Annotated in this window: 20 protein-coding genes and 2 tRNA genes; 12 read left to right on the top strand and 10 right to left on the bottom strand. The window is 35.1% G+C overall.

What is annotated here, in order from left to right; translation table 11 throughout:
* Positions 1-12: 12 nt before the first annotated feature.
* The 4 genes from pfkA to AC6CHK_RS14720 form a co-directional block, all read right to left on the bottom strand.
* Positions 13-999: a 6-phosphofructokinase gene (gene pfkA, locus AC6CHK_RS14735; RefSeq protein ID WP_498097374.1), complete on the bottom strand. Its 987-nt coding sequence runs from the start codon at positions 997-999 to the stop codon at positions 13-15.
* Positions 1,000-1,082: 83 nt separating this feature from the next.
* Complete coding sequence (locus AC6CHK_RS14730) at positions 1,083-1,856, bottom strand: DUF4846 domain-containing protein (protein ID WP_498097372.1); 774 nt, start codon at positions 1,854-1,856, stop codon at positions 1,083-1,085.
* A 139-nt stretch (positions 1,857-1,995) separates the two neighbouring features.
* Positions 1,996-2,754: a TIGR03915 family putative DNA repair protein gene (locus tag AC6CHK_RS14725; protein ID WP_498097370.1), complete on the bottom strand. Its 759-nt coding sequence runs from the start codon at positions 2,752-2,754 to the stop codon at positions 1,996-1,998.
* A 78-nt stretch (positions 2,755-2,832) separates the two neighbouring features.
* Positions 2,833-4,092 (bottom strand): putative DNA modification/repair radical SAM protein, encoded by a 1,260-nt coding sequence (locus AC6CHK_RS14720; protein ID WP_498097368.1) that lies wholly within the window; start codon positions 4,090-4,092, stop codon positions 2,833-2,835.
* Between the two features lie 147 nt (positions 4,093-4,239).
* Between AC6CHK_RS14720 and AC6CHK_RS14715 the strand changes: the two genes are divergently transcribed.
* The 8 genes from AC6CHK_RS14715 to htpG all read left to right on the top strand — a co-directional run bounded on the left by AC6CHK_RS14715 (position 4,240) and on the right by htpG (position 15,040).
* Entirely contained in the window at positions 4,240-5,568 is a 1,329-nt protein-coding gene (locus tag AC6CHK_RS14715) for a hydroxymethylglutaryl-CoA reductase, degradative (RefSeq protein ID WP_498097366.1), read from the top strand.
* A 166-nt stretch (positions 5,569-5,734) separates the two neighbouring features.
* The gene (locus tag AC6CHK_RS14710; protein WP_498097364.1) at positions 5,735-6,817 is read left to right on the top strand and encodes a hypothetical protein; all 1,083 of its coding nucleotides are present in this window, start codon (positions 5,735-5,737) and stop codon (positions 6,815-6,817) included.
* Positions 6,818-6,819: 2 nt separating this feature from the next.
* Positions 6,820-7,206 (top strand): DUF423 domain-containing protein, encoded by a 387-nt coding sequence (locus AC6CHK_RS14705; RefSeq protein WP_498097362.1) that lies wholly within the window; start codon positions 6,820-6,822, stop codon positions 7,204-7,206.
* A gap of 221 nt (positions 7,207-7,427) precedes the next feature.
* Positions 7,428-8,705 carry a chloride channel protein gene (locus AC6CHK_RS14700; RefSeq protein ID WP_498097360.1) on the top strand — a complete coding sequence of 426 codons (1,278 nt, stop codon included), beginning with the start codon at positions 7,428-7,430 and terminating at the stop codon, positions 8,703-8,705.
* A 269-nt stretch (positions 8,706-8,974) separates the two neighbouring features.
* Positions 8,975-10,165, top strand: coding sequence for an ADP-forming succinate--CoA ligase subunit beta (gene sucC / locus AC6CHK_RS14695; protein ID WP_498097358.1), 1,191 nt, complete (start codon positions 8,975-8,977; stop codon positions 10,163-10,165).
* 172 nt (positions 10,166-10,337) lie between these two features.
* Positions 10,338-11,534: an oxygenase MpaB family protein gene (locus AC6CHK_RS14690; protein WP_498097356.1), complete on the top strand. Its 1,197-nt coding sequence runs from the start codon at positions 10,338-10,340 to the stop codon at positions 11,532-11,534.
* 302 nt (positions 11,535-11,836) lie between these two features.
* Positions 11,837-12,844 (top strand): recombinase RecA, encoded by a 1,008-nt coding sequence (gene recA / locus AC6CHK_RS14685; protein ID WP_498097355.1) that lies wholly within the window; start codon positions 11,837-11,839, stop codon positions 12,842-12,844.
* A 303-nt stretch (positions 12,845-13,147) separates the two neighbouring features.
* Positions 13,148-15,040 carry a molecular chaperone HtpG gene (gene htpG, locus AC6CHK_RS14680; protein ID WP_498097354.1) on the top strand — a complete coding sequence of 631 codons (1,893 nt, stop codon included), beginning with the start codon at positions 13,148-13,150 and terminating at the stop codon, positions 15,038-15,040.
* Positions 15,041-15,226: 186 nt separating this feature from the next.
* Here the strand turns inward: htpG and AC6CHK_RS14675 are convergent, their stop codons facing one another.
* From AC6CHK_RS14675 to AC6CHK_RS14655, 5 genes are all read right to left on the bottom strand, one after another.
* Complete coding sequence (locus tag AC6CHK_RS14675; RefSeq protein WP_498097353.1) at positions 15,227-15,523, bottom strand: MGMT family protein; 297 nt, start codon at positions 15,521-15,523, stop codon at positions 15,227-15,229.
* Positions 15,524-15,814: 291 nt separating this feature from the next.
* The gene (locus tag AC6CHK_RS14670) at positions 15,815-16,786 is read right to left on the bottom strand and encodes a deoxyhypusine synthase family protein (RefSeq protein WP_055984018.1); all 972 of its coding nucleotides are present in this window, start codon (positions 16,784-16,786) and stop codon (positions 15,815-15,817) included.
* Between the two features lie 28 nt (positions 16,787-16,814).
* Positions 16,815-17,477: a hypothetical protein gene (locus tag AC6CHK_RS14665; RefSeq protein ID WP_498097352.1), complete on the bottom strand. Its 663-nt coding sequence runs from the start codon at positions 17,475-17,477 to the stop codon at positions 16,815-16,817.
* 44 nt (positions 17,478-17,521) lie between these two features.
* The gene (gene arfB / locus AC6CHK_RS14660) at positions 17,522-17,914 is read right to left on the bottom strand and encodes an alternative ribosome rescue aminoacyl-tRNA hydrolase ArfB (protein WP_498097351.1); all 393 of its coding nucleotides are present in this window, start codon (positions 17,912-17,914) and stop codon (positions 17,522-17,524) included.
* Positions 17,915-17,961: 47 nt separating this feature from the next.
* The gene (locus tag AC6CHK_RS14655) at positions 17,962-18,996 is read right to left on the bottom strand and encodes an AMP-binding protein (protein WP_498097350.1); all 1,035 of its coding nucleotides are present in this window, start codon (positions 18,994-18,996) and stop codon (positions 17,962-17,964) included.
* A 98-nt stretch (positions 18,997-19,094) separates the two neighbouring features.
* Here AC6CHK_RS14655 and AC6CHK_RS14650 point away from each other — a divergent pair.
* Together AC6CHK_RS14650 and AC6CHK_RS14645 are read left to right on the top strand one after the other, a co-directional pair.
* Positions 19,095-19,165 (top strand) — tRNA-Gln (locus AC6CHK_RS14650).
* A 113-nt stretch (positions 19,166-19,278) separates the two neighbouring features.
* Positions 19,279-19,349: transfer RNA gene (locus AC6CHK_RS14645), tRNA-Gln, on the top strand.
* A gap of 39 nt (positions 19,350-19,388) precedes the next feature.
* On the opposite strand, the gene AC6CHK_RS14640 is transcribed toward AC6CHK_RS14645, so the two are convergent.
* A complete protein-coding gene (locus tag AC6CHK_RS14640) occupies positions 19,389-19,685 on the bottom strand; it encodes a helix-turn-helix domain-containing protein (RefSeq protein ID WP_498097349.1) in 297 nt (98 codons plus the stop codon).
* Between the two features lie 172 nt (positions 19,686-19,857).
* On the opposite strand from AC6CHK_RS14640, the gene ccoN reads away from it, so the two are divergent.
* Together ccoN and AC6CHK_RS14630 are read left to right on the top strand one after the other, a co-directional pair.
* Positions 19,858-22,137, top strand: a complete 2,280-nt coding sequence (ccoN, locus tag AC6CHK_RS14635) for a cytochrome-c oxidase, cbb3-type subunit I (protein ID WP_498097348.1) — start codon at positions 19,858-19,860, stop codon at positions 22,135-22,137.
* A gap of 22 nt (positions 22,138-22,159) precedes the next feature.
* Complete coding sequence (locus AC6CHK_RS14630; RefSeq protein ID WP_498097347.1) at positions 22,160-23,038, top strand: cbb3-type cytochrome c oxidase N-terminal domain-containing protein; 879 nt, start codon at positions 22,160-22,162, stop codon at positions 23,036-23,038.
* Positions 23,039-23,336: the final 298 nt, after the last annotated feature.

Below are 23,336 nucleotides of genomic sequence, written 5' to 3'. Positions count from 1 at the left end.
TTATATAAAAAATTAGATTGCTAAAATTTCTGAAATCAGCAAAAGATCTCTGTTGATTTCGTTATGTTTTTTAATGGCTTCTTCTATTGGCGTAAAGACAATATCGTTTGAACGCATTCCTGCCATTACATTGGTTTTTCCTTCCATTAATCCAACTACAGAGCTATAACCCAGCCTGCTCGCCAGAACTCTGTCGGCACAGCTTGGCGATCCGCCTCTTTGGATATGTCCTAAAATAGCCACGCGGATATCATAATCCGGAAACTCTTTTTTTGTCTGATCAGCCAGTTCATAAATATTTGCCAGCTTTTCGCCTTCCGCTACAACAACGATGCTTGAAGCTTTTCCTGTTTTTTCTGCATTTCTGAACGTTGCAAACAACTCATCCATACTGTCTTTCTTTTCAGGAATCAAAATATCTAAAGCTCCGGTTGCCAAACCGCTGTTTAACGCAATAAAGCCCGCATCACGCCCCATCACCTCAACAAAGAAAACTCTGTTGTGAGACGTTGCGGTATCACGGATTTTATCAATGGCATCCATCGCAGTATTCAAAGCTGTATCGTAGCCAATTGTATTGTCTGTACCAAAAATATCATTATCAATAGTTCCGGGTACGCCGATCACTTTTATTCCAAATTCTTCGTAAAAGATCTTGGCTCCTGTGAAAGTTCCGTCACCTCCAATACAGACTAAAGCTTCAATCCCGTGTTTAACGCAATTGTCATAAGCCTTTTGACGGCCTTCTTTGGTCATAAATTCTTTGGAACGGGCAGATTTTAGGATAGTTCCACCCTGATTGATTATATTTTTTACGGAACGAGGTCCCATTTTCAGGAAATCATCATGAATAAGGCCATTGTAGCCTTCTCTCACTCCGTAGCATTCGATATCATAATAGTTGGCAGTTCTCACCACCGCTCTTAAGGCTGCATTCATCCCCGGAGAATCTCCTCCCGAGGTAAGAACTGCAATTTTTTTTACAGCACTTTCTTTCATCTAGTAAAAAATTTCAGACACAAATTTACAAAAACAAGTTCAGATAACGGCAGTAACTTTATAAGAGTTTTGAATATACATTATTAAAAATGCCTAAAATTTGTCTGCTTAAAAATATACCTCGCAGTTTGAGTTTCAGAATCGTCAATATGCAGATTATACCAAGGTGAAATATTTTTATCAAACGGATTGGAAAGCAAATGAATCGACTGAGCGGGCGTAAAACCTTCACTTAATAAAAATAACTTTTGCCCTTTATTATTCGCGCAAACACCGGAAATAAAAACAATATGTCCCGGACTTCCCGGCGTTATCAAAATATTACCCGTTTTTAAATCTGAATTTTTGGCGACCGGTTTTGTTTCTTTATTTAATGAAATGGTTCCTGCATAATTGAATATTAAGTCCAAATAATTTCGAAAATTCTGATACGAATCATCCAACTCAGCAGTTTTTCTAAATCTTATAGAATTTCCATCTACAAAAGTTCTTATTCCGTTTTTATAATCATTCCAAGAAACAAGATCACCACTTGTAAAATGAAATTTTATTTCATCAAATCGCTTATTCTTAAATAAATATTCTGCTCTCAATCGAATGACCGCATCGGCACATTGCTGAAGATCTTTATTTCCTGTGTCAATATCAAAAACTGCTTCATGAAGATTTTGTGTCGCAATCGGAGTTCCGTCGTATTTTAGAATCTTACTTCCGTAAGGTTTAAGCTTAAAATTTTCAATAAAATATCCGAAAGATCCATGTTTTTCATCAATCCAACGATAACCTTTTGGAGGCGAAAACCTTTCTTTGATCGTGTTTTTATCTTTATTAATTTTTACAGAATTTTCTGGAATCAAATTTTTAATAATATCCTTTTTACTATTTGATAAAGTCTTATCATTATTGCAGCTTAGAATTAGAATTGAAATAATTAGAAATATTGTTTTTTTCATCATGTTTTTTCTGGCAGATTATCAGACCTGCAAAGGATTAAATTTAATGCTTTTCCGTCAAATACTTCCAATATCTTCTCGGAACATGCTGAATATGCAATTTCAGATTTTTTCTTTCAACAATATTCGTCTTTGTAAAATATCTTTGCCAAAGCTTTTGATATTGATTTTCTTCATCATGAAATTTCTGCTGATATTTGTTCAGATCTAATTTTTCGTCAGGATAAAAAAAATCGCAGTTTTCCAGATCATAAAGAATTCCGTAATTCCTCCTCAAATCATAAATCATCCATTTTTGATCTTGATAACGGTCTTTAAAATGTTTTCTGATCAAAGGAAGAACATTAAAATCCGGATCTATTTTAGCAAAGAAAACATCGTCCTGCATTTTTTCAAACCTCACAAATGCGGTCATTCTGTGTCTTTCTCGGCTTACAGATTTAGAAATTTTGGAAATTCTTAAAATATCATTATCGGCGTAATTCTGAAGAATATTTTCTTTAGGATATTGAATTGATTGTTTTACGGCCGATAAAATCAATTGCTCCAAATCATATTCTTCTGAAAGAAAAACCTTGACCAACTCATGAATTCCGGATTTGCCTATATTATCTTCTAGCTTATTTAAAACCCTTTCCGATTTATCATTTTGAGTAATTACCTCATGAATTTCCGCAAAAATATTTTCCTGATGAAACCTTTCTTTGCTCACAATTTCCACTTCTTTATAACGATACTCAAAAACTTCGAATATCGCTGTAAAAAGTCCGTCGAAACTTCCGTCGTAAAGTAAAGTGACCATTAATATTATAGTTATTTTATTGCGTTTGTCATTCTGACAAAGGAATCTCAACATTTTTTTAAAAATTCTTCATTTCATTTAAAACAAAGTCAGCTGCTGAGAAAACTGATTCTGGAATTTTGAAGAACTTCCGCCAATCAATAGTTTTCTGAGATTAATATCTGTTAAATATTTCAGATGAATATTTCCTGCATTGAAATCAATAAAATATTTTGCACGGTTTACAGCTGCACCCAATTTTTTAAGATGATCGATATTTAAAACCTGAAAACGTCTTGCTGAAACAATTTTTTTCGCTGTTTTTACACCAATTCCGGGAATTCTTAAAATCATCTGATAATCCGCAGTTTGCAAATTAACCGGAAACTGATGCAAATTTCTCAAAGCCCAACTCAATTTCGGATCGACTTCAAGATCTAAAAACGGCATATTCGGATCTAAAATTTCTTCAGCTTTAAAACCATAAAAACGCATCAACCAATCCGATTGATACAAACGATTTTCACGAAGCATCGGAACTTCCGTCGTTAAAGAAGGCAATCTTTTATCTTCCAAAACCGGCACATATCCTGAATAATAAACTCTTTTCAGATTGTAATTTTTATAAAAATGGTCGGCAACTTTGATGATTTGCAGGTCATTTTCATTGGTTGCACCAACAATCATTTGCGTCGATTGCCCGGCTGGCGCAAACTTTGGCACTTTCCTGAAAATTTTCTTCTCTTCCTTATATTGAGTAATCCCGTTTTGAATGTACCGCATCGGATTGAGCATGTCTTCACGGTTTTTTTCCGGAGCCAAAAGCTTTAAACCACTTTCTGTAGGAATTTCAAGATTCATTGATAATCGGTCGGCATACAAAGCCGCTTCCTGCATCAGTTCGTCACTCGCTCCCGGAATTGATTTTAGATGAATATATCCGTTAAAATTTTCTTCAAGCCGCAATTTTTTTGCAACACGTACCAAACGCTCCATCGTCGTATCGGCATTTTTGAAAATTCCTGAACTTAAAAATAAACCTTCAATATAATTTCTTCGGTAAAAATTGATCGTTAAATCAACCACTTCATCCACCGTAAAAGCTGCTCTTTTAATATCATTCGAGCTTCGGGAAACGCAATAGGCACAATCGTAAATACAATGGTTGGTCAAAAGAATTTTGAGCAGAGAAACACATCGCCCGTCTTCGGTGTAAGTATGGCAAATTCCGCTTGCGGAACTGTCTCCCAAAGCACCTTTTTTATTTTTTCTCGAGCCACCGCTTGATGAGCACGAAACATCATATTTCGCAGCATCGGCAAGGATTTCGAGCTTTTCTTTCAGGCGGTCAAAATTCATATTTATAAGGGAATTGTTTATTTTAGATCAAATTTCCTGTTCAAAGTTAATTCCAAAATTGAGAAATATCACTCTTTTTTAAGCAAAGTTATCAACAAAAAAACGGTTCAAAATCACTACATTTACGGTTCATTTTAAAGTTACGCTATGAATCATAAACCCATCGAAGGTTTTTCTAAATTAACCAAACAAGGAAAAATTGACTGGCTCGTGAATGAATATCTCGAAGGAAACCAGGAATTTCAAAATATACTCAATCAATATTGGAACGAAAACACTGATCTTCAGAAGCTTCATGATGAATTTTCCGAAAATACCATTTCCAATTTTTATATGCCTTACGGAATTGCCCCAAACTTCCTGATCGACGGAAAATTACTGGCTCTTCCGATGGCTGTTGAAGAAAGTTCGGTGGTTGCAGCAGCTTCAAAAGCGGCAAAATTCTGGATTGACAAAGGCGGCTTTAAAACCACGATTATTAATACTAAAAAATTAGGCCATACACATTTCATTATTGATGTAGAATCTCATAAACTTCAGCATTTTTTTAATTTTAAATTAAAGAAAAAACTATTTGAAGCCACCGAAAGCATTACGGCAAATATGAGAAATCGTGGCGGCGGTATTTTAGACATTAAATTGATCGACAAAACCTCCGAAATGTCAAATTATTACCAGCTTAAAGCAAGTTTTGACACGGTAGATTCGATGGGCGCCAACTTTATCAATTCATGTCTTGAACAGTTCGGAAAAACATTAAAGCAGGAAATTGCCATTGAAGAAGAATTTACGCAGGAAGAAAAAAATTCTTTACAGGTTGTGATGAACATCCTTTCCAACTTCACGCCGGATTGTATTGTAAGAGCGGAAGTTTCTTGTAAAATTGACGACTTGAAAGACGACAGCGGAATTTCAAATGAAGAGTTTGCTAGAAAATTTAAACAAGCCGTTACCATCGCTGAAATCGAGCCATTCCGCGCAACAACCCACAATAAAGGAATCATGAACGGTGTGGATGCTGTTGTGATTGCCACCGGAAATGACTTCAGAGCGACAGAAGCTTGTGCGCACGCTTACGCTGCAAAAGACGGAAAATATTCTTCGCTGACACATTGCACGACAGACAATGGAGTTTTCAGATTTTGGATCGATCTTCCGATTTCGGTAGGCGTTGTCGGAGGTTTGACGAATCTTCATCCTTTGGTAAAATTCTCTTTAGCACTTTTAGGAAAGCCTTCCGCACAGGAATTGATGAGTATTTTGGCGGTTTCAGGGCTGGCTCAGAATTTTGGAGCATTGCGTTCTTTGGTCACTACAGGAATTCAAAAAGGCCACATGAAAATGCATTTATTTAATATTCTGAACCAAATGGGCGCTACGGAAGAAGAAAAGCAGCATTTTGTGACTTATTTTAAAGATAAAACAGTGACGCATCATGAAGTTATTAATGAGTTTAACCGATTGAGAAACCAATAATGATGCAGATTTTATTACCAATCGGATTCATTGTATTTGGAATCTTTTTAAAGAAAACCAAACTTCCGGGATTTCAACGATCGCGGAGATTTTCTACCTTTTTCATTGTTCTTGGAATTCTGACTTTAATAAGCGGAATTATTTTAATGTATCTTAAATCAAGACAATGAAAAAAGTTCTGTTTTTTGTATTGATTTCTGTAATGGTCTTTTCTCAGCAGAAAAATCTGAAAATTACCGACTTACAGCCTAAATCTGAAAATTTTAATTTTCCGGTTGTTTCTTTTTCCTCAAAACCATTAATTGAAGAAAAAATCAATACTTTTTTACAGGTAAGCGAGCTGGAATTTATTCCTCAATCCGGCAAAAATCCTTTTCAGCTGGCGGCAACTGCTACCAACTCCTATAGAAATTACGTTTATTTTTATGACTGGGAAAAGCTGGAAACTCCTAAAAATATCTTAAGCATTTCGATCGATGGCGAAGCGACAGGCGCTTATCCTGAAGCCTTTACCGACTGGAAAAATTTTGACTTGCGAACAGGAAATTACATTAATATTCAAGATATTTTTGAACCGGCTTCGGTTGATATTATTCAAAAAACAGTCAATAAAAAAGTTACTGAAAAAATTCAGGCTTTTCTAAATAAATCAAAAGAAGACACGGGATATTCTGAAGAAGAAGCAAAAGAACAGACCAATCTTTACAAGGAATGTCTTGAAAATATTGACGGACAGAATTTAGAATACGTCAAATTTTTCTTTGGAAAAGATAAGCTGACAATCGTAAGAGAACGCTGCTCGAATCACGCGATGAGAGCTTTGGATGAATTGGGAAGTTATCAAATTGATTTACCTTACAAAGATATTCAACAACATCTGAGTACATACGGTAAAAGCTTACTTTCACAATCTGAAAAGACAATTCATTTAAATAGCATACAGAATAAAATTTATAAAGGTAAAATCGACAACAAATATCCAATTACGCTTTTAATCAAACAGGTTTATGATGACGGCTCATTTTCCGCTTTTTATTGGTATGATAAAAACAAAAAGCTGATCGAATGGAGCGGAAAACTGAAAAACAACCATATTTCGATCAAAGAAAATGATTATCACAGCGAAGAACTCAAAAAATGGATTCCGCGCGCTTACATTGAAGCTGATGTAAAAGGAAATAAAATTGTCGGAACCTGGCAAGATTACAAAACAAAAAAATATTTAACTCTGGAATTAGAAGAACTATAAAAATGAAAACAATTACTTTAATCTTTGGCGCCGTTTATGGCCTGTTATCTGTTATTTTAGGAGCTTTCGGAGCTCATGCTTTAAAAAAAATATTGTCTGTAGAAAGACTGGAAAGTTTCGAAGCAGGCGTGAGATACCAAATGTATGCAGCTTTCTTTTTATTGATTGTCGGGTATATTTTAAAATTTGACACCTCATCACAAAAATGGATTTCTATATTCATGATTGCTGGAACAATTTTATTTTCGTTCAGCATTTATTTTTTAAGCCTGCAGGATTATTTAGGAGCAAATCTTAAATTTTTAGGACCGATAACGCCGCTTGGAGGTCTTTTGATGATTCTGAGTTGGGCAATGCTGATTCTTTATTTTGCTAAGAATAAACTATAAATTTTAAACCATTAAGACAGTTAAGTTTTTAAGAATTAAAACAATCATATTTCTTTAAGATTTACTGAAGTAAAAATAAAGCAGTCTGCTTAAATCAATTTGTTGATTCTTAAAAGTTCTTAACTTCTTAATAACTCTTTATGGTTCAAAAAAATATTTTAAGCATACGTTAAAAAATAAACATGACAACAAATGATGATCAATTTTAAAATTAAATTAAAATGAAAATCAACAGAAGACGGCGATTAATCAAAACATTCAATCTTTTGGATCAGCCGATAAGGTTTAATCCGTTTGTATTCAGTCGTACTTTTTTCATGTGGGCTTTAACAGGTCTGATTGGCGGAATAATCGCAGGATTATATTGGATTGTTTTGGAACATTTCACGGAATTTTTACATCAATTTCACGGTTGGATGGTGATTCCGACAATGGCGATTTGTGGTCTTTTGGCTGGTTTGGTCATTCATTTTATAGGCGATCCGGGTGAAATTCATTTAATCGTGAATAACATCCGATTTAATAAAGGAAAACTGGAGCCGAAAAATAATCCTTCTATGATTTTGTCGTCGCTTTTTTGCGTTGCGTCGGGCGGAAGTTTAGGTCCGGAAGCACCTTTAGTTCAGGTGACAGGCTCAACAGGAACTTATTTGGGGAAACTTTTCAGGCTGAAAGGTGAAGAACTGCGTTCTTTAAGCATTGCGGGAATGGCATCTGGTTTTACCGCTCTTTTTGGCGCTCCGCTTGGCGGAAGTCTATTTTCTTTGGAAATTCTGCACCACAAACATGCGGTTGAATATTATAAAGCTATCATTCCGGCGTTGGTTGCAAGCTGTTTCAGTTACCTGATGTTTGCTTTGATTATCCATTTGGGAATTGGCGCGACTTGGGATTTGAAGGCGTATCAATACACCGGAGTTTATGATTTTGCGTATGCAACGGCTTTCGGGATTGTAGGAACTTTGTTTGGCTGGATTTTTATTTTTGTAGTAAAGTTTTTCAAGAAAGTTTTTGAATACAGAAAATTCCCGATTTACGTTAAAACCTGTGTTGGCGGAATTTTATTAGGAATTATCGCTTTCTATTTTCCGATCACAAGATATTTTGGACATCACGAAATCAACGAAATAATCAACGGAAATTTTGCCTTAAATTTCTTGATTTTAATCTTAATTTTCAAAATAGTGGCGATTGCAATCACCGTTACTTCAGGTTGGAGAGGTGGTTTCATCATTCCGCTTTTCTTTGTGGGAACGACTTTAGGATTGATTATTCATAATTTGTTTCCGGCTGTTGATACAACTTTAGCGATTGTAAGCTGTATGGCGGCAATTAACGCCTGCGTGACACGAACTCCGATGAGCACGACGATCATTTTGGGAACTTTAACCGGTTTTACTTATTTCGTTCCGATACTTTTTGCAAGCTTGACGGGATATTTTCTGGCTCCGAGAATTCCGTTTATCGGCTCGCAATCTGAAAAATTCACTGAAGAATAAATTTTTGATAGTATTTTAAACCATTAAGAGTTTTTTAAGTAATTAAGAATAATAAGTTTTCGCAAACGAATATAAGTTGTAAGTATAAATATCTTTAGATCTTTTTCTTAATTAAACTTATAATCTTCAAAAATCTTAATAGTTTAAAATAATTGTTATTAAAAAAAATAAAGACGCTTCTTAATTTTTAGATCAATAAACTTGAACTTCCGTGTCTTTTTAGTAAATTTGTCAACCTTTAAATTTTAAAATAAAATAATAAAAATAATATGAATCTTCACGAGTATCAATCAAAAGAGATTTTATCAAAGTACGGAGTAGCAATCCAACGTGGTTTTGTAGCTAATAATGTAGACGAAGCCGTAGCTGCTGCTGAAAAATTGACTGCTGAAACCGGAGCTCAGGCTTGGGTTGTAAAAGCACAAATTCACGCAGGTGGCCGTGGTAAAGGTGGCGGTGTAAAGTTTTCTCCAAATATGGATAAGCTTAAAGAAAACGCTCAAAACATCATCGGAATGCAGTTGGTAACTCCACAAACTTCTGCTGAAGGTAAAAAAGTACACTCAGTTTTGGTTGCAGAAGATGTTTATTATCCTGGAGAAACTGAAACTAAAGAATTTTATGTTTCTATTCTTTTAGACAGAGCTGAAGGTAAAAATACAATCGTATATTCTACTGAAGGCGGTATGGATATTGAGCATGTTGCAGAAGTGACTCCTCATTTGATTCACAACGAATTGATCGATCCTGCTTTGGGTCTTCAAGGTTTCCAGGCTAGAAAAATTGCTTTCAACCTTGGTCTTGAAGGGAATGCTTTCAAAGAATTTACAAAATTCATCACTTCTTTATATAACGCTTACGTTGGTATCGATGCTTCTCTTTTCGAAATCAACCCGGTTTTGAAAACTTCTGACAACAAAATTATCGCTGTAGATGCTAAAGTAACTTTGGATGGTAACTCATTGTTCCGTCACAAAGATCTTGAAGTTTTGAGAGATACGAGAGAAGAAGATCCAATGGATGTTGAAGCTGGTGAAGCTGGTCTTAACTTTGTAAAATTGGACGGTAACGTTGCTTGTATGGTAAACGGAGCTGGTCTTGCAATGGCAACAATGGATATTATCAAATTATCCGGTGGTAGCCCGGCAAACTTCCTTGACGTTGGTGGTACAGCTGACGCTCAGAGAGTACAAACTGCTTTCGGAATTATCTTGAGAGATCCAAATGTAAAAGCTATTTTAATTAACATTTTCGGAGGTATCGTAAGATGTGACAGAGTTGCTCAAGGTGTTGTAGACGCTTACAGAGCGATGGGAAGCCTTCCTGTTCCGTTGATCGTAAGATTGCAAGGAACTAACGCTGTTGAAGCTAAAAAACTAATTGACGATTCAGGTCTTCCTGTACATTCTGCAATTACTTTAGAAGAAGCTGCAAACAAAGTAAAAGAAGTTTTAGCTTAAGATTAAACTAAAATTTAAATAATTAAAACCGTTTCATTTTTGGAACGGTTTTTTTGTAATTGTAAAGAAAGTTTTTCTTGATACTTTTAAACGCTTACTATTTTTAAATTTAATAACTAAACTGATAATCTCACCAGTTATTTTCGGCGTAAAACTTGTATTTTTATGCTCAATGGAAGGTATACTTTTACAACCCCGATTTAAAGACTCGCCACATTTCAGAGATTTCTGGACGAAAGGAAACGGAAAGCAGCTAATTGATTTTTCCGGTGCTGAAGTGAGCCTTGATGATTTTGATAAATTTTCAAATTATTTTTATCATGTCGATGAAATCGGTGATGAAGTGGTAAAAGATGTTTATTTCACTAAAAAATTCCATGAAGCCTCAAAAGAGATCGAAAAATATATCCGAAATGGTATTTCAGAAACAGATGATGCACCTGAAAGTGTAAAAAGACTTTTTAAGCAAACCCAAACTATTCCCGGCTGGCTCGATTATAATTTAATAAAAAGCGGTGCCGAGCTTTGTATGCGAAGCAACCTTGATTCACTGATTTCGTTGAGAGATTATTGCCTCATCGGCGGTTATGATTACGCCTATTTAAACAAACCCTTAATTGTAACTGAAGCATTAAAAAAAGGAGCTGTAAAACGTCTTTCCGAGACTTTAGATTTTTGGGTAAATGTAACAAGATATGACGCTTTGGAACTCCATCAGAAAGGATACGAATTTGCCATAAAAACAAGATTAATTCATTCTTACGCAAGGCTTTCTATTAAAAAACATTACAAAGATTGGGACACCGAAAACTGGGGCGAGCCGATCAATTCCTGGGATATGATGGCCACTTATATTGGCTTCAGTCTTGTTTTTCTTCACAGTTTGCATAAGTTTGGAAATACTTTTTCGGATGAAGAAGAAAAAGGAATTTTTCACCTTTGGAAATACGTCGGTTATCTTTTAGGAATCCCTGAAAAGCTCTTACCAGACAACAAAAAACAGGCGACGGAATATTTTTATTTATGGACTTCCATTCAGCCGTCTTCGGACAAAGATTCGGTTTTGCTGGCTCATTCGCTTTTAAACGAATCTCTGGAAAATCCTATTTTAAAATATCCGTTTCAAAGAAAAAATTTACGTTATCTGCACATTTGCTGTACTTGGTTTTTGCTGGACGATGAAGTATGCAAGCGGCTTCAAATTCCTGATGTTCCTCTAAAAAACGGCTTTCCGAACACTAAAAGACTGATTAATAAAATTTACGACAATCTGATAAGTCGTGATGCGAGAATAAAAAAAGGTAATAAAAGCCAGATGAAAGTCTTGGAAGATTATTTAAAAGTCACAAACAATTCGAATTTTCATTAATATTTTCAGGAGCTTAATCCCGCTTTCCGTTGCAATCTTTTTTTTCAAAAAAGGATTTCCACTGCAATCGGGGCTAGACTGAGATTATTTTTTCAACAGTTCAACATAAAATACAAAACTTTGAGACATCTTTTTTATAATGTTTAAAGAACGTTTGTTTTAATTATGCATTTAATTCGTTTTGAACAATATACCCAATTAAATTTTATATTTTTTTAACTATAAAAACCACGTTCGCCAACAAATAATATTAGTTTTTGAAAGTAAAATTCCGTATTTTTGATAAATTATTTTAACTACAGATGAGTAACATAGACGATAAGAAAAAAGCACTCGCGTTGGTGCTTGACAAACTAGATAAAACCTACGGAAAAGGAACTGTAATGACGTTGGGAGACAGTGCAATTGACACGACCATCGAAGTTATTCCTTCAGGATCTTTAGGATTGGACATCGCTTTAGGCGTTGGCGGATATCCGAGAGGAAGAATCATTGAAATCTACGGACCTGAATCTTCCGGTAAAACAACATTAACTTTACACGCAATCGCAGAAGCTCAAAAAGCAGGCGGAATTGCAGCATTTATCGATGCGGAACACGCTTTCGACAGAGGATACGCAGGCAAACTTGGAATTGACCTTGAAAACCTGATTATTTCTCAACCGGACAACGGCGAGCAAGCTTTGGAAATTGCCGATAATTTGATCCGTTCAGGAGCGATTGACATTGTGGTAATTGACTCGGTTGCAGCATTGACTCCAAAAGCAGAAATTGAAGGCGAAATGGGAGATTCTAAAATGGGTCTTCATGCAAGATTGATGTCTCAGGCTTTAAGAAAATTGACAGCAACGATTTCAAGAACAAAATGTACGGTTATTTTCATCAACCAGTTGAGAGAAAAAATCGGTGTAATGTTCGGAAATCCTGAAACGACAACCGGTGGTAACGCATTGAAATTCTATGCTTCTGTAAGAGTTGACATCAGAAAAGCAAGTGCGCCGATCAAAAATGGTGACGAAGCAGTCGGAAGCCGTGTAAAAGTGAAAATTGTGAAAAACAAAGTAGCTCCGCCTTTCAAAATGGCAGAATTCGACATTATGTATGGTGAAGGAGTTTCTAAAACAGGAGAAATCCTCGATGCTGCAGTAGATATGGGAATTGTGAAGAAAAGCGGTTCTTGGTTCAGCTACGGCGAAACTAAACTGGGACAAGGTCGCGATGCAGTAAGAGATTTATTAAAAGACAATCCTGAACTTTCCGAAGAATTGGAAAACAAAATCAAAGAAGAATTGAAAAATAAAGCTAAATAATTTTTTTCAATACATAAATATTAAGACAGCTTTTGGGCCGTCTTTTTTTTGTTGTCATTGCGAGGAACGTAGTGACGAAGCAATCTTATTATTATACAGATCGTATAAATAATTGAATTGTGTTTAATGACTTTTTAAAATTTGGCTAGCCAATTGACGACTTCACCTTTTGCAAGTGAATTAAAGCGCTTCCTATTGATTTTGTAGAAATCTTTTATTTTTAAACACTTCTGTCAATCTGTCACTTTCTGGCGCATGGTATTTTTTTTGTGAAGAATAAAACAAATCAAAACTAAAATTATTATGACTAAAGGAAATATTAATGTATCTGTGGAAAATATTTTCCCGCTTATCAAAAAATTTCTTTACAGTGATCACGAAATATTCCTGAGAGAATTGATCTCCAATGCAACGGATGCTACTTTAAAATTAAAGCATTTGACGAGCATTGGCGAAGCAAAAGTAGAGTACGGAAATCCGAAGCTTGAAGTGAAAATTGATAAAGAACAAAAAACACTTCGCATTATCGATCAGGGAATTGGTATGACAGCTGAAGAAGTTGAAAAATACATCAATCAGGTTGCTTTTTCCGGAGCTGAAGAATTCTTGGAAAAATATAAAGATTCTGCAAAAGATTCTGGAATTATCGGCCATTTTGGGCTTGGATTTTATTCGGCGTTCATGGTTGCGGAAAAAGTTGAAATTTTAACTAAATCTTATAAAGACGAGCCGGCTGTTCGTTGGATTTGCGACGGAAGCCCTGAATTTACTTTAGAAGAAACAACTGACAAAACCGACAGAGGGACTGAAATTATCCTTCATATTGCTGAAGATTCTACAGAGTTTTTGGAAGAAGGAAGAATCCGCGAATTGTTGTTGAAATATAATAAATTCATGCCTGTTCCAATTAAATTTGGAACAAAAACACACACTTTACCTTTGCCGGAAGACGCTCCTGAAGGCGCAGTTGCAGAAACAGAAGAAGTTGATAATATCATCAACAATCCAAATCCGGCATGGACGATTGCTCCAAGCGATCTGACGACTGAAGATTATATGAAGTTTTACCACGAATTGTATCCGATGCAGTTTGAGGAGCCTTTATTTAATATTCACCTGAATGTTGATTATCCGTTTAATCTGACGGGGATTTTATTCTTCCCGAAATTGAGCAATAATTTAAATATTGAGAAAGATAAAATTCAATTATATCAAAATCAGGTTTACGTAACGGATGAAGTAAAAGGCATCGTTCCGGATTTCTTGATGCTTCTTCGCGGAGTTATTGATTCGCCGGATATTCCGTTGAACGTTTCGCGTTCTTATCTTCAGGCGGACGGCGCGGTGAAGAAAATATCTTCTTACATCACGAAAAAAGTGGCTGATAAAATGGCTTCTTTAATTAACGAAAACCGTGAAGATTACGAAAAAAAATGGAATGACATTAAAATTGTAATCGAATACGGAATTGTTACTGAAGAAAAATTTGCAGAAAAAGCAGACAAGTTCACATTGTATCCGACAACGGACGGAAAATATTTCTTGTGGAACGAATTAGAGGAAAAAATCAAGCCTAATCAAACGGATAAAGACGGAAATTTAATTATTTTGTATGCTTCAAATGCAGATGAACAGCACAGTTATATTCAGGCTGCAAAAGATAAAGGATATGAAGTCTTTCTTTTAGATTCTCACATTATTCCGCATGTTATCCAAAAACTGGAAACTTCTAAAGATAAAATTTCATTTGCAAGAGTAGATGCCGATCACATCAATAATCTGATTAAAAAAGACGAACCAATCATTTCTAAATTAAATGAAACTGAAAAAGAATCATTAAAAAAGAATGTTGAAGAAGCCGTAAATGATAAAAAATTCACGGTTCAGTTGGAAGATTTAGATAGTAATGATGCCCCGTTTACCATTACACAGCCAGAATTTATGCGAAGAATGAAAGATATGCAGGCAACTGGCGGCGGCGGAATGTTTGGAATGGGCGGTTTCCCTGAAATGTATAATTTGGTAGTGAATTCAAACAGCGAATTTGCCAATCAGATTTTGAAAACTGAAAATAACGAAGAAAAAGAAAGCTTAATAAAACATGCTTTAGATCTGGCTAAACTTTCGCAAAATTTGCTGAAAGGAAAAGATTTGACGGATTTTATTCAGAGAAGTTATAAGCAGTTGGAAAAGTAATTTGAACAATTTTATATGAGTTTCGGGGCGACTTTGTCACCCCGAAACTTTTTTATTTTTATTTTGTTGATATTTTTCGTAGGGCTTTGCCCAACGCTGCTAAGTCGCCACTTTGTGGCTCCAATTGTATTATATTTAAAAGCTTCGACTCCGCTCAGCCTTTATTTATAACTCATCATTAATAACTTATAACTCCGTCATTGGATTCCAAAACAGCTTTTTAAAATTCTTAATTCTAAAATTTTCCACCTCAATTCCTTCGGCTTCCAATTTGGTCTGAAATTCAGGAACCGATAAACTTCCCGAGCTTGAAATCACACGATGTGCAGGAACGCCTTTCGGGCAACCTCCCATTGCTTTGCCAACATGTCGCGAATGGTTGGGATATCCAACTGCTTTTGCAATTGCTCCGTAACTTGTTACTCTTCCTTTCGGAACCAATTTCGTTATTTCCCAGACTTGTTGCTTAAATATTTCGTCCATGATTATTTTGTTTGCATCATTTTTGGATTCTAATTTCTTCAATGATTGTTCTCACTAAAATATAAAGTTATGAAAAAATCATTTTTCCGATTACTAAATAAAATTAATAAAGCAATTTTACCAAAATTGAGTGACAAAGATCCGAATAAACTGACCAAATTACAGAAAGGTATTTTGGCATATCGATATTTTGTACTGGTGAATTCTTTAGATTAAATTTAATAAAAAAACGCTCCAAAAAAGGAGCGTTTATATAATTTCAAGCTTCATCAGACTTTCATCTTCAGCTAATTAATTTTCTAAAATATAAGAGAACATCAATGGTGCGCAGATCGTTGCATCACTTTCAACGATAAACTTCGGTGTTGTAATATCTAATTTACCCCAGGTGATTTTCTCGTTTGGAACTGCTCCCGAATATGAACCGTAAGAAGTCGTTGAATCCGAAATCTGACAGAAATAAGACCAAAACGGAATATCATGCATTTCCATATCTTGATACAACATCGGAACTACGCAAATCGGGAAATCTCCGGCAATACCTCCGCCAATCTGGAAGAACCCAACTCCTTTTCCTGCCGAATTTTTAGTATACCAATCTGCTAAATACGTCATATATTCAATACCTGATTTCATTGTAGTTGCCGTCAATTCACCTTTTATACAGTAAGAAGCGAAAATATTTCCCATTGTAGAATCTTCCCATCCAGGAACGACAATCGGCAAGTTTTTCTCAGCTGCTGCAATCATCCAAGAATTTTCTCTCGGGATTTCGTAATACTGCTCCAAAACTCCAGAAAGGATCATTTTATACATGAATTCATGCGGGAAATATCTTTCGCCTTTTGCTTCAGCATCTTTCCAGATTTCTACAATATGTTTCTGCAATCTTCTGAAAGCTTCTTCTTCAGGAATACAAGTATCTGTAACTCTGTTTAAGCCTCTTTCCAACAAATCCCACTCATCCTGAGCCGTCAAATCTCTGTAATGCGGAACTCTTTCGTAATGAGAATGCGCAACCAAATTCATTAAGTCTTCCTCTAGATTTGCGCCGGTACAAGAAATAAAATCTACTTTATCCTGACGAATCATTTCAGCTAAAATTTTCCCTAATTCAGCAGTAGACATTGCTCCAGCCAAAGTGATCATCATTTTTCCGCCATCTTTAAGATGCGCTACATAACCTTTGGAAGCATCTACCAATGCAGCTGCATTGAAGTGCAGATAATATTTTTCTATGAACTCAGTAATAGGTTTGCTCATTTTTTTTAATTTTTTACAAAGATAAAATTTAAAAACGGAATGTCGCAGCCGCACTTAAAGAAACTCTGTGTAAGCCTTCTTTTTGATCATCTGCAAAATCAATTGTTTGTCCATTGAACTTCATTTTATTCAATGTTCCGGCTGTCATTCCAAATTTTGGTCCTATTAAAAAATTATCATTAATTTGATATTGATAAGCAAAATTAATTTCTGCTCCCAAATTAGAGCCTGTGCCTTTTACATTTCCGGTTTTTGTAGTATAAGAAATTACTCCTAATCCCATATCCAAAACCATTTTGTGTCTTGTCGTTTCATTGAAGTTCGAGATCATTAAAGCCGGACCAAAAAAAGTAATATTATCTTTTGTATTGGCCGCGCCCGAAACAATATTTCCGTTGTCATCGATCACGCTTAGCTTTCCGTTACTCGATGCGCTGTAATTAGAAAATTTTAATCCAAGTCCCACGATACCTTTTAAATGATAATAAGCTGAAATATCGAAGTTTATTCCACTTTTCAAACCTTTTATATAATCTCGCTGCTCATCAGAAACTCCTACAGGCAATGCCGCAGTTCTCCATGCGTATCCGACAGACGGAATAATTGAAATTTTTGGTTGTTTGGGAATTTCCTGCGCTGAAAATGCAAATGGAACTGCGAAAGCTCCAAGAAGAAATAATTTTTTATACATTGTATATTTTTTTGCAAAAATACTGTTTTTCCTGATATGGAGAATTAAAACTTAAACCTTCTGTTTTCTTTTTTCTCAGAAATTTTCTTTTTGGTGTCTAATCTTTTTTCTTTTTTTGCTCTGGAAGGTTTCGTAGCAATTCTGGTTTTAGGAATAATTAAAGCTTTATTGACGATTTCCAAAATTTTCTCAATCGCTTTATTTTTATTCATTAATTGAGTTCGGCTTTCAGAAACAGTTAAGAATAAAAATCCATCTGCGTTGATTCTATTTTTGAGTTTTTCCTGAATTAAAGCTTTTTGTCTTTCATTAAAAAATTCAGATTCATCGACTTTCCAAAGTACGGTGACTGAAGTTTCCACTTTATTCACGTTTTGACCGCCTGCCCCGCTGCTTCGGGAAGTTTTAAAATTCAGTTCTTTTGAAAAATCTTTCATTGCTTTTGATATAAAATTTCAAGAATAAAGGTAAAGACTTAATTCCGTTAAAGATTTTTACTTAATTTTTTGGTTAATTCGAGACGATTTACTTTTCCGTTCGGAGTTCGTGGAATTTGCTCAACAAAGATAATTTCTTTCGGTTTGTGAAAACTTTTTTCAAATTTAATTTCATATATTTTCTCAATTAAAGCTTCCGATCTTTCCCCTTCAATTACAGCTATCAACTTTTGTCCCAAACTTTCGTCTTTTAATCCTAAAAAAACAATTTCATTTGTAATTTCTTTTTTCACCAATGCTTCCAGCTCTTCGGGAAAAATTTTTGCTCCACCTGAATTAATTACATTATCAATCCTTCCTAAAAATTTGAATTGTTTATTATTATTAATTTCAACTAAATCATTAGTTTGCAAAATTTCAGAATTTAAATCCGGGGCAAAAATCTCCAAACAGCCTCTTTCATCTTTTGATATAGAAACATTTTCAAAAACTGTAAAATAGTTGTCAGATTTTGGATAAATTTCTTTTAAAGCAATGTGAGAAAGCGTTTCGGACATTCCGTATGTTTCAAAAATGTGATTTTTGCTGTTTAAACTATTAAGCGTTTGGCTAATTTTAATTTTTAAAGACTCTGAAACGGCTGCACCACCAATGATAAGATTTTTTATAAAATGAATTTTGTCTAAAGAATTCTCAACCTGAAGCGGCGTCATTGCACAAAAATCTATTTCTGAATCTAAACTTTCGAGTGGCTTTAATGATGAATTTGTAACTGTTAACTTCAACTTCCTCTCAAAAGAACGTACAATCATCATTTTTCCTGAAATATATTCTGTTGGTAAACACAGCAAAGCCGAATTGTTTTCTTTAAGTTTTAAAAAATCGCAGGTCATTTTTGCCGAATTCAGCATTCTCTTTTTTTCAATTTCAAAAATTTTCGGATTTCCTGTTGACCCGGAAGTCTGTACTTTCACCATTTCAGAACCCGAAAGCCATTCTTCTAAAAAAAAAAACACTTTTTTTTCAAATTCTGTCTGAGAATGTAAATTATTAATTTCGAGATTATTGAAGTCGATCACCATGTTTACTGCACATAAAATATTATGTAAATTTAAAAAAAATTAAAAAACGATTTGTAAGTAAACAAAAAAACTGTAAATTTGCATCACCAAAATAAAACAGACTCATAGTGTAACGGTAGCACTCCGGTTTTTGGTACCGTCAGTCGGGGTTCGAATCCCTGTGGGTCTACAAACCATCCTTTTCAAGGGTGGTTTTTGTTTTGTATACAATTGCAATAAAATTCATAATAATTTTTTGTGTGTAAAGAAAAAAAATCTAAATTTGCACCACCAAAATAAAACAGACTCATAGTGTAACGGTAGCACTCCGGTTTTTGGTACCGTCAGTTGGGGTTCGAATCCCTGTGGGTCTACAAACCATCCTTTTTCAAGGATGGTTTTTTATTTAAAGATTAAAGGTATTTATCCGGAATAGGAAGATTGTTCTTTTTCATATATTCGATCAGATCATGACATTTGTTTTCATAATAGCTGTTTTGGCATTTATCGGAAATACTACAAATATCAGAAGGCTTAATTTCTAAAATTGCGGAAATCTTCTCCAATGTTTCTAGGTTGATCTTTACTTTAGAATTTTCGAGATCAGAATACGCTTTTTGCGAAATCCCCATTTCAAAGGCCATATATTCTTGTGTAAGATCTCTGTCTCTACGAATTTTTCTAATGTTTTGTCCACATACATTCATCATTTTTATTTTAGAAGTTTTCAGTATACTTTAGAAGTTAAACTAATAGTTTCAGACAAAGTTAGTAAATACCTTTGTCAAAACATTAGATATACACATGATTTATTCCTACATAAAGCATTTATAGATAAATATTTTAAAGTAATAAATCATTCTCTACAACACAACTGTAATTATGGAGACGCAAAAATTTCATTATGACAATAATATTGTCAGAGCATTCCTCTATGCTACTATTGCATTCGGAATTATCGGTTTTATTTTAGGATTGACCGCTGCTTTAATGCTATTTTATCCTGAGTTGCCCGAGTTTTTATTCGGAACAGATGACACAACAATTCAAAGTTTGAGAAGTGGAAATATCCAAGGCTTAGTCAACTCACAAGGCGCTTTAGGATTTGGAAGAATCAGAATGCTGCATACAAGCGCTGTGATTTTTGCATTTGTGTGTAATTCTTTCTTTTGTGGCGCATATTACAGTATGCAAAAACTTTTGAAGACCAGAATGTACAGCGATACTCTTTCCTGGATTCATTTCTGGACTTGGCAAATTATGATTATTGCGGTAGTGATTACATTCTTAATGGGAATCAATACTTCAAAAGAATACGCAGAACATGAATGGCCAATTGATATTTTAATTACTTTCTCTTGGGTGATTTTCGGAATCAATATGTTCGGAACGATTGTCAAAAGAAGAGTAAGACATCTTTATGTTGCGATTTGGTTTTATATAGCAACCTGGATTGCCGTTGCAATGCTTCACATATTCAACAATTTAGAAGTTCCTTTATCCTTCACCAGTTGGAAATCTTATTCTGCTTATGCCGGAGTAAAAGATGCGCTTGTACAATGGTGGTATGGGCATAATGCAGTTGCATTTGTATTGACTACGCCAGTTTTAGGTTTAATGTATTATTTCTTGCCTAAAGCCGCTAACAGACCGGTTTTTTCATATAAACTTTCAATTATTCACTTTTGGTCGCTAATCTTCGTTTATCTCTGGGCCGGACCTCATCATCTTCAGTATACAGCCCTTCCGGCGTGGGCTCAGGCAGTCGGAACTGGTTTTTCAATCATGCTGATTGCGCCGTCCTGGGGTGGAATGCTTAACGGTTTATTAACATTAAGAGGCGCTTGGGATAAAGTGAGAGAAAATCCTGTACTCAAGTTTTTTGTAGTCGCAGTTACATGCTACGGAATGGCCACTTTTGAAGGTCCGCTTTTAGCAACAAAATCTTTAAATAAAATTGGGCATTATACTGATTGGGTGATTGGGCATGTGCATTTGGGAGCTTTAGGATGGAATGGTTTTATGGCATTTGGAGTCGTTTATTATCTCGTTCCTATTATATGGAGAACCGAACTTTGGTCTAAAAAATTGGCAAACTGGCATTTCTGGCTCGGAACTCTAGGAATTATTTTCTATGCCATTCCGATGTATATTGCAGGATTTACGCAGGGATTGATGTGGAAACAATTCAATCCGGACGGGACTTTGTTGTGGAAAAACTGGCTGGATACTGTAACTGCAATTATTCCCTATTTTAAGATGAGATTTTTAGGCGGGTTGTTTTATCTTGGCGGAGCTATTTTAATGGTCATAAATGTTTATAAAACAATTAAAGCCGGCTCTTTCCAAAAAAATGTTCCGGCAGAAGCTCCGGCCTTAGCCAATGTCGGAGACGCAAGAAAAGAAGGCGAAGGCATACATCTTTGGCTGGAAAGAACTCCAAAATTATTATCAATATTAGCGTTTGTCGCCATTTCAATCGGTGGCTTGGTGGAAATTGTTCCGACATTAACAGTAAAAAGCAATTTACCACAAATATCAGCAGTAAAACCGTATTCACCTTTAGAGCTGGAAGGAAGAGATCTTTACATCCGTGAAGGCTGCAACTCGTGCCATTCGCAAATGATAAGACCTTTCCGGGATGAAGTGATGAGATTTGACGGTAAAAACGGACAATATTCCAAAGCCGGAGAATTCGTTTATGACAGACCATTTTTATGGGGATCAAAAAGAACAGGACCCGATTTGCACAGAGAAGGTGAAAGAAACCCCGACTCATGGCATTTTAAGCATATGTATAATCCAAGAATCACTTCGGCAGGATCTATTATGCCACGTTTCCCATGGTTGATCACCAATCGTCTCGACCGTTCTCAAATGATTGATAAAATGAAACTGATGAAAAACACATTTGATATCCCTTATACAAAAGCCGAAATAGATTCCGCAGATCAATGGGCGAACAATCAATCGAAAGCTATTGTAAAAAGAATTTATGCCGAAGCTTCCGACGTAAAAGATCAGATGGAAAAAGAAAGAACAGCAAAAGGAAATACTTTCATACCGCTTGAAGACAGGGAAATTGTTGCGATGATCGCCTATCTTCAAAGATTGGGCAAGGATATCAAAACAACGGATGTCAAAACGGCAAGCATAAAATAATTATCGTAAAATTTTAATTAAAATGAAAACGAGAACTCCAATTTCAATATATATCGTTGTAACATTGACCCTTACTTTTATGGCGTTCGAAATGTTCGCGCAAGATTCCGGTTATTTCACTTCTCCTTTTTTCTGGGCATTGCTCATCATCATAATCATTCTGCTTTTTATTATGAATTCGATAGGAGACTTGGTAGAAAACGAAAATTTCAACAGATTATCCGAAGAAGAAAAGCAGTCATATTTAACTGATAAATCAACTCCCTATTTTCAAAAGCTTTGGAATTCAGCATTTAAGAAACAATCACAAGCTGAAGAAAAAGATATTCTGATCGATCATGGTTTTGATGGAATTACAGAACTCGACAATTCTTTACCCAAATGGTGGATCGGGCTTTTTTATTTCGGAATTATTTTCTGTGTCATTTATATCATTGCGTTTGCCTTTACAGATTACGCCCATCCCGACGCAGAATATGAAAAGGAAGCAAAAACGATGCTTGCATCCATTGCAGAATATGAAAAAAATGCACCGCCGATCAACATTGAAACCGCAAAATACAACGCAGATAATATTGCTGAAGGTGAGCAGATTTTTAAAACCAATTGTGTATCCTGTCATTCAGATTCCGGAAAAGGCGGCATTGGCCCCAATCTTACGGATTCGCATTGGGTTAATATTAAAGAAAAAAGTTTATTTAAAAATGTTTTCTGGATGCTTGAAAACGGCTCACCAAACAATCCTACAATGCGCCCTTTTATCAAAGACGGAACGATCACAGGAAAAGATGCCGAGAAAGTAGCCGCTTATATTTATCATATCAATCAGGAAAAATCTCCAATAACAGAAGCTCAAGGCGGCGCTGCGCCTCAAGGTGAAGAAACGAAATGGCAACAATAAAACATATTAAATATATAAATTCATGAAGTAAACTCCACCAGATTTATGCCCCTATTACCATTTGACTAACATCTGAAACCTATTCACTTTAAATATTCTTAATATTTATTCAATAGGGGCATATTTCGATTTAAAGCCTGTTCTTTTGAGCAGGTTTTAATTTTTTTCGCACATACCACATATTGATCAATTATTATCATTTGGTGCGGGTTGGCAAACATATTGCTGGTATTTTAACAAAATTTTATAAAAACAGAATAAACATGGAAAATATCATTATGTTTCAATTTTTCAATCC

The sequence above is a fragment of the Chryseobacterium sp. GQ58 genome (assembly GCF_059758895.1).
This window is presented reverse-complemented; position numbering and strand designations above follow the sequence as displayed.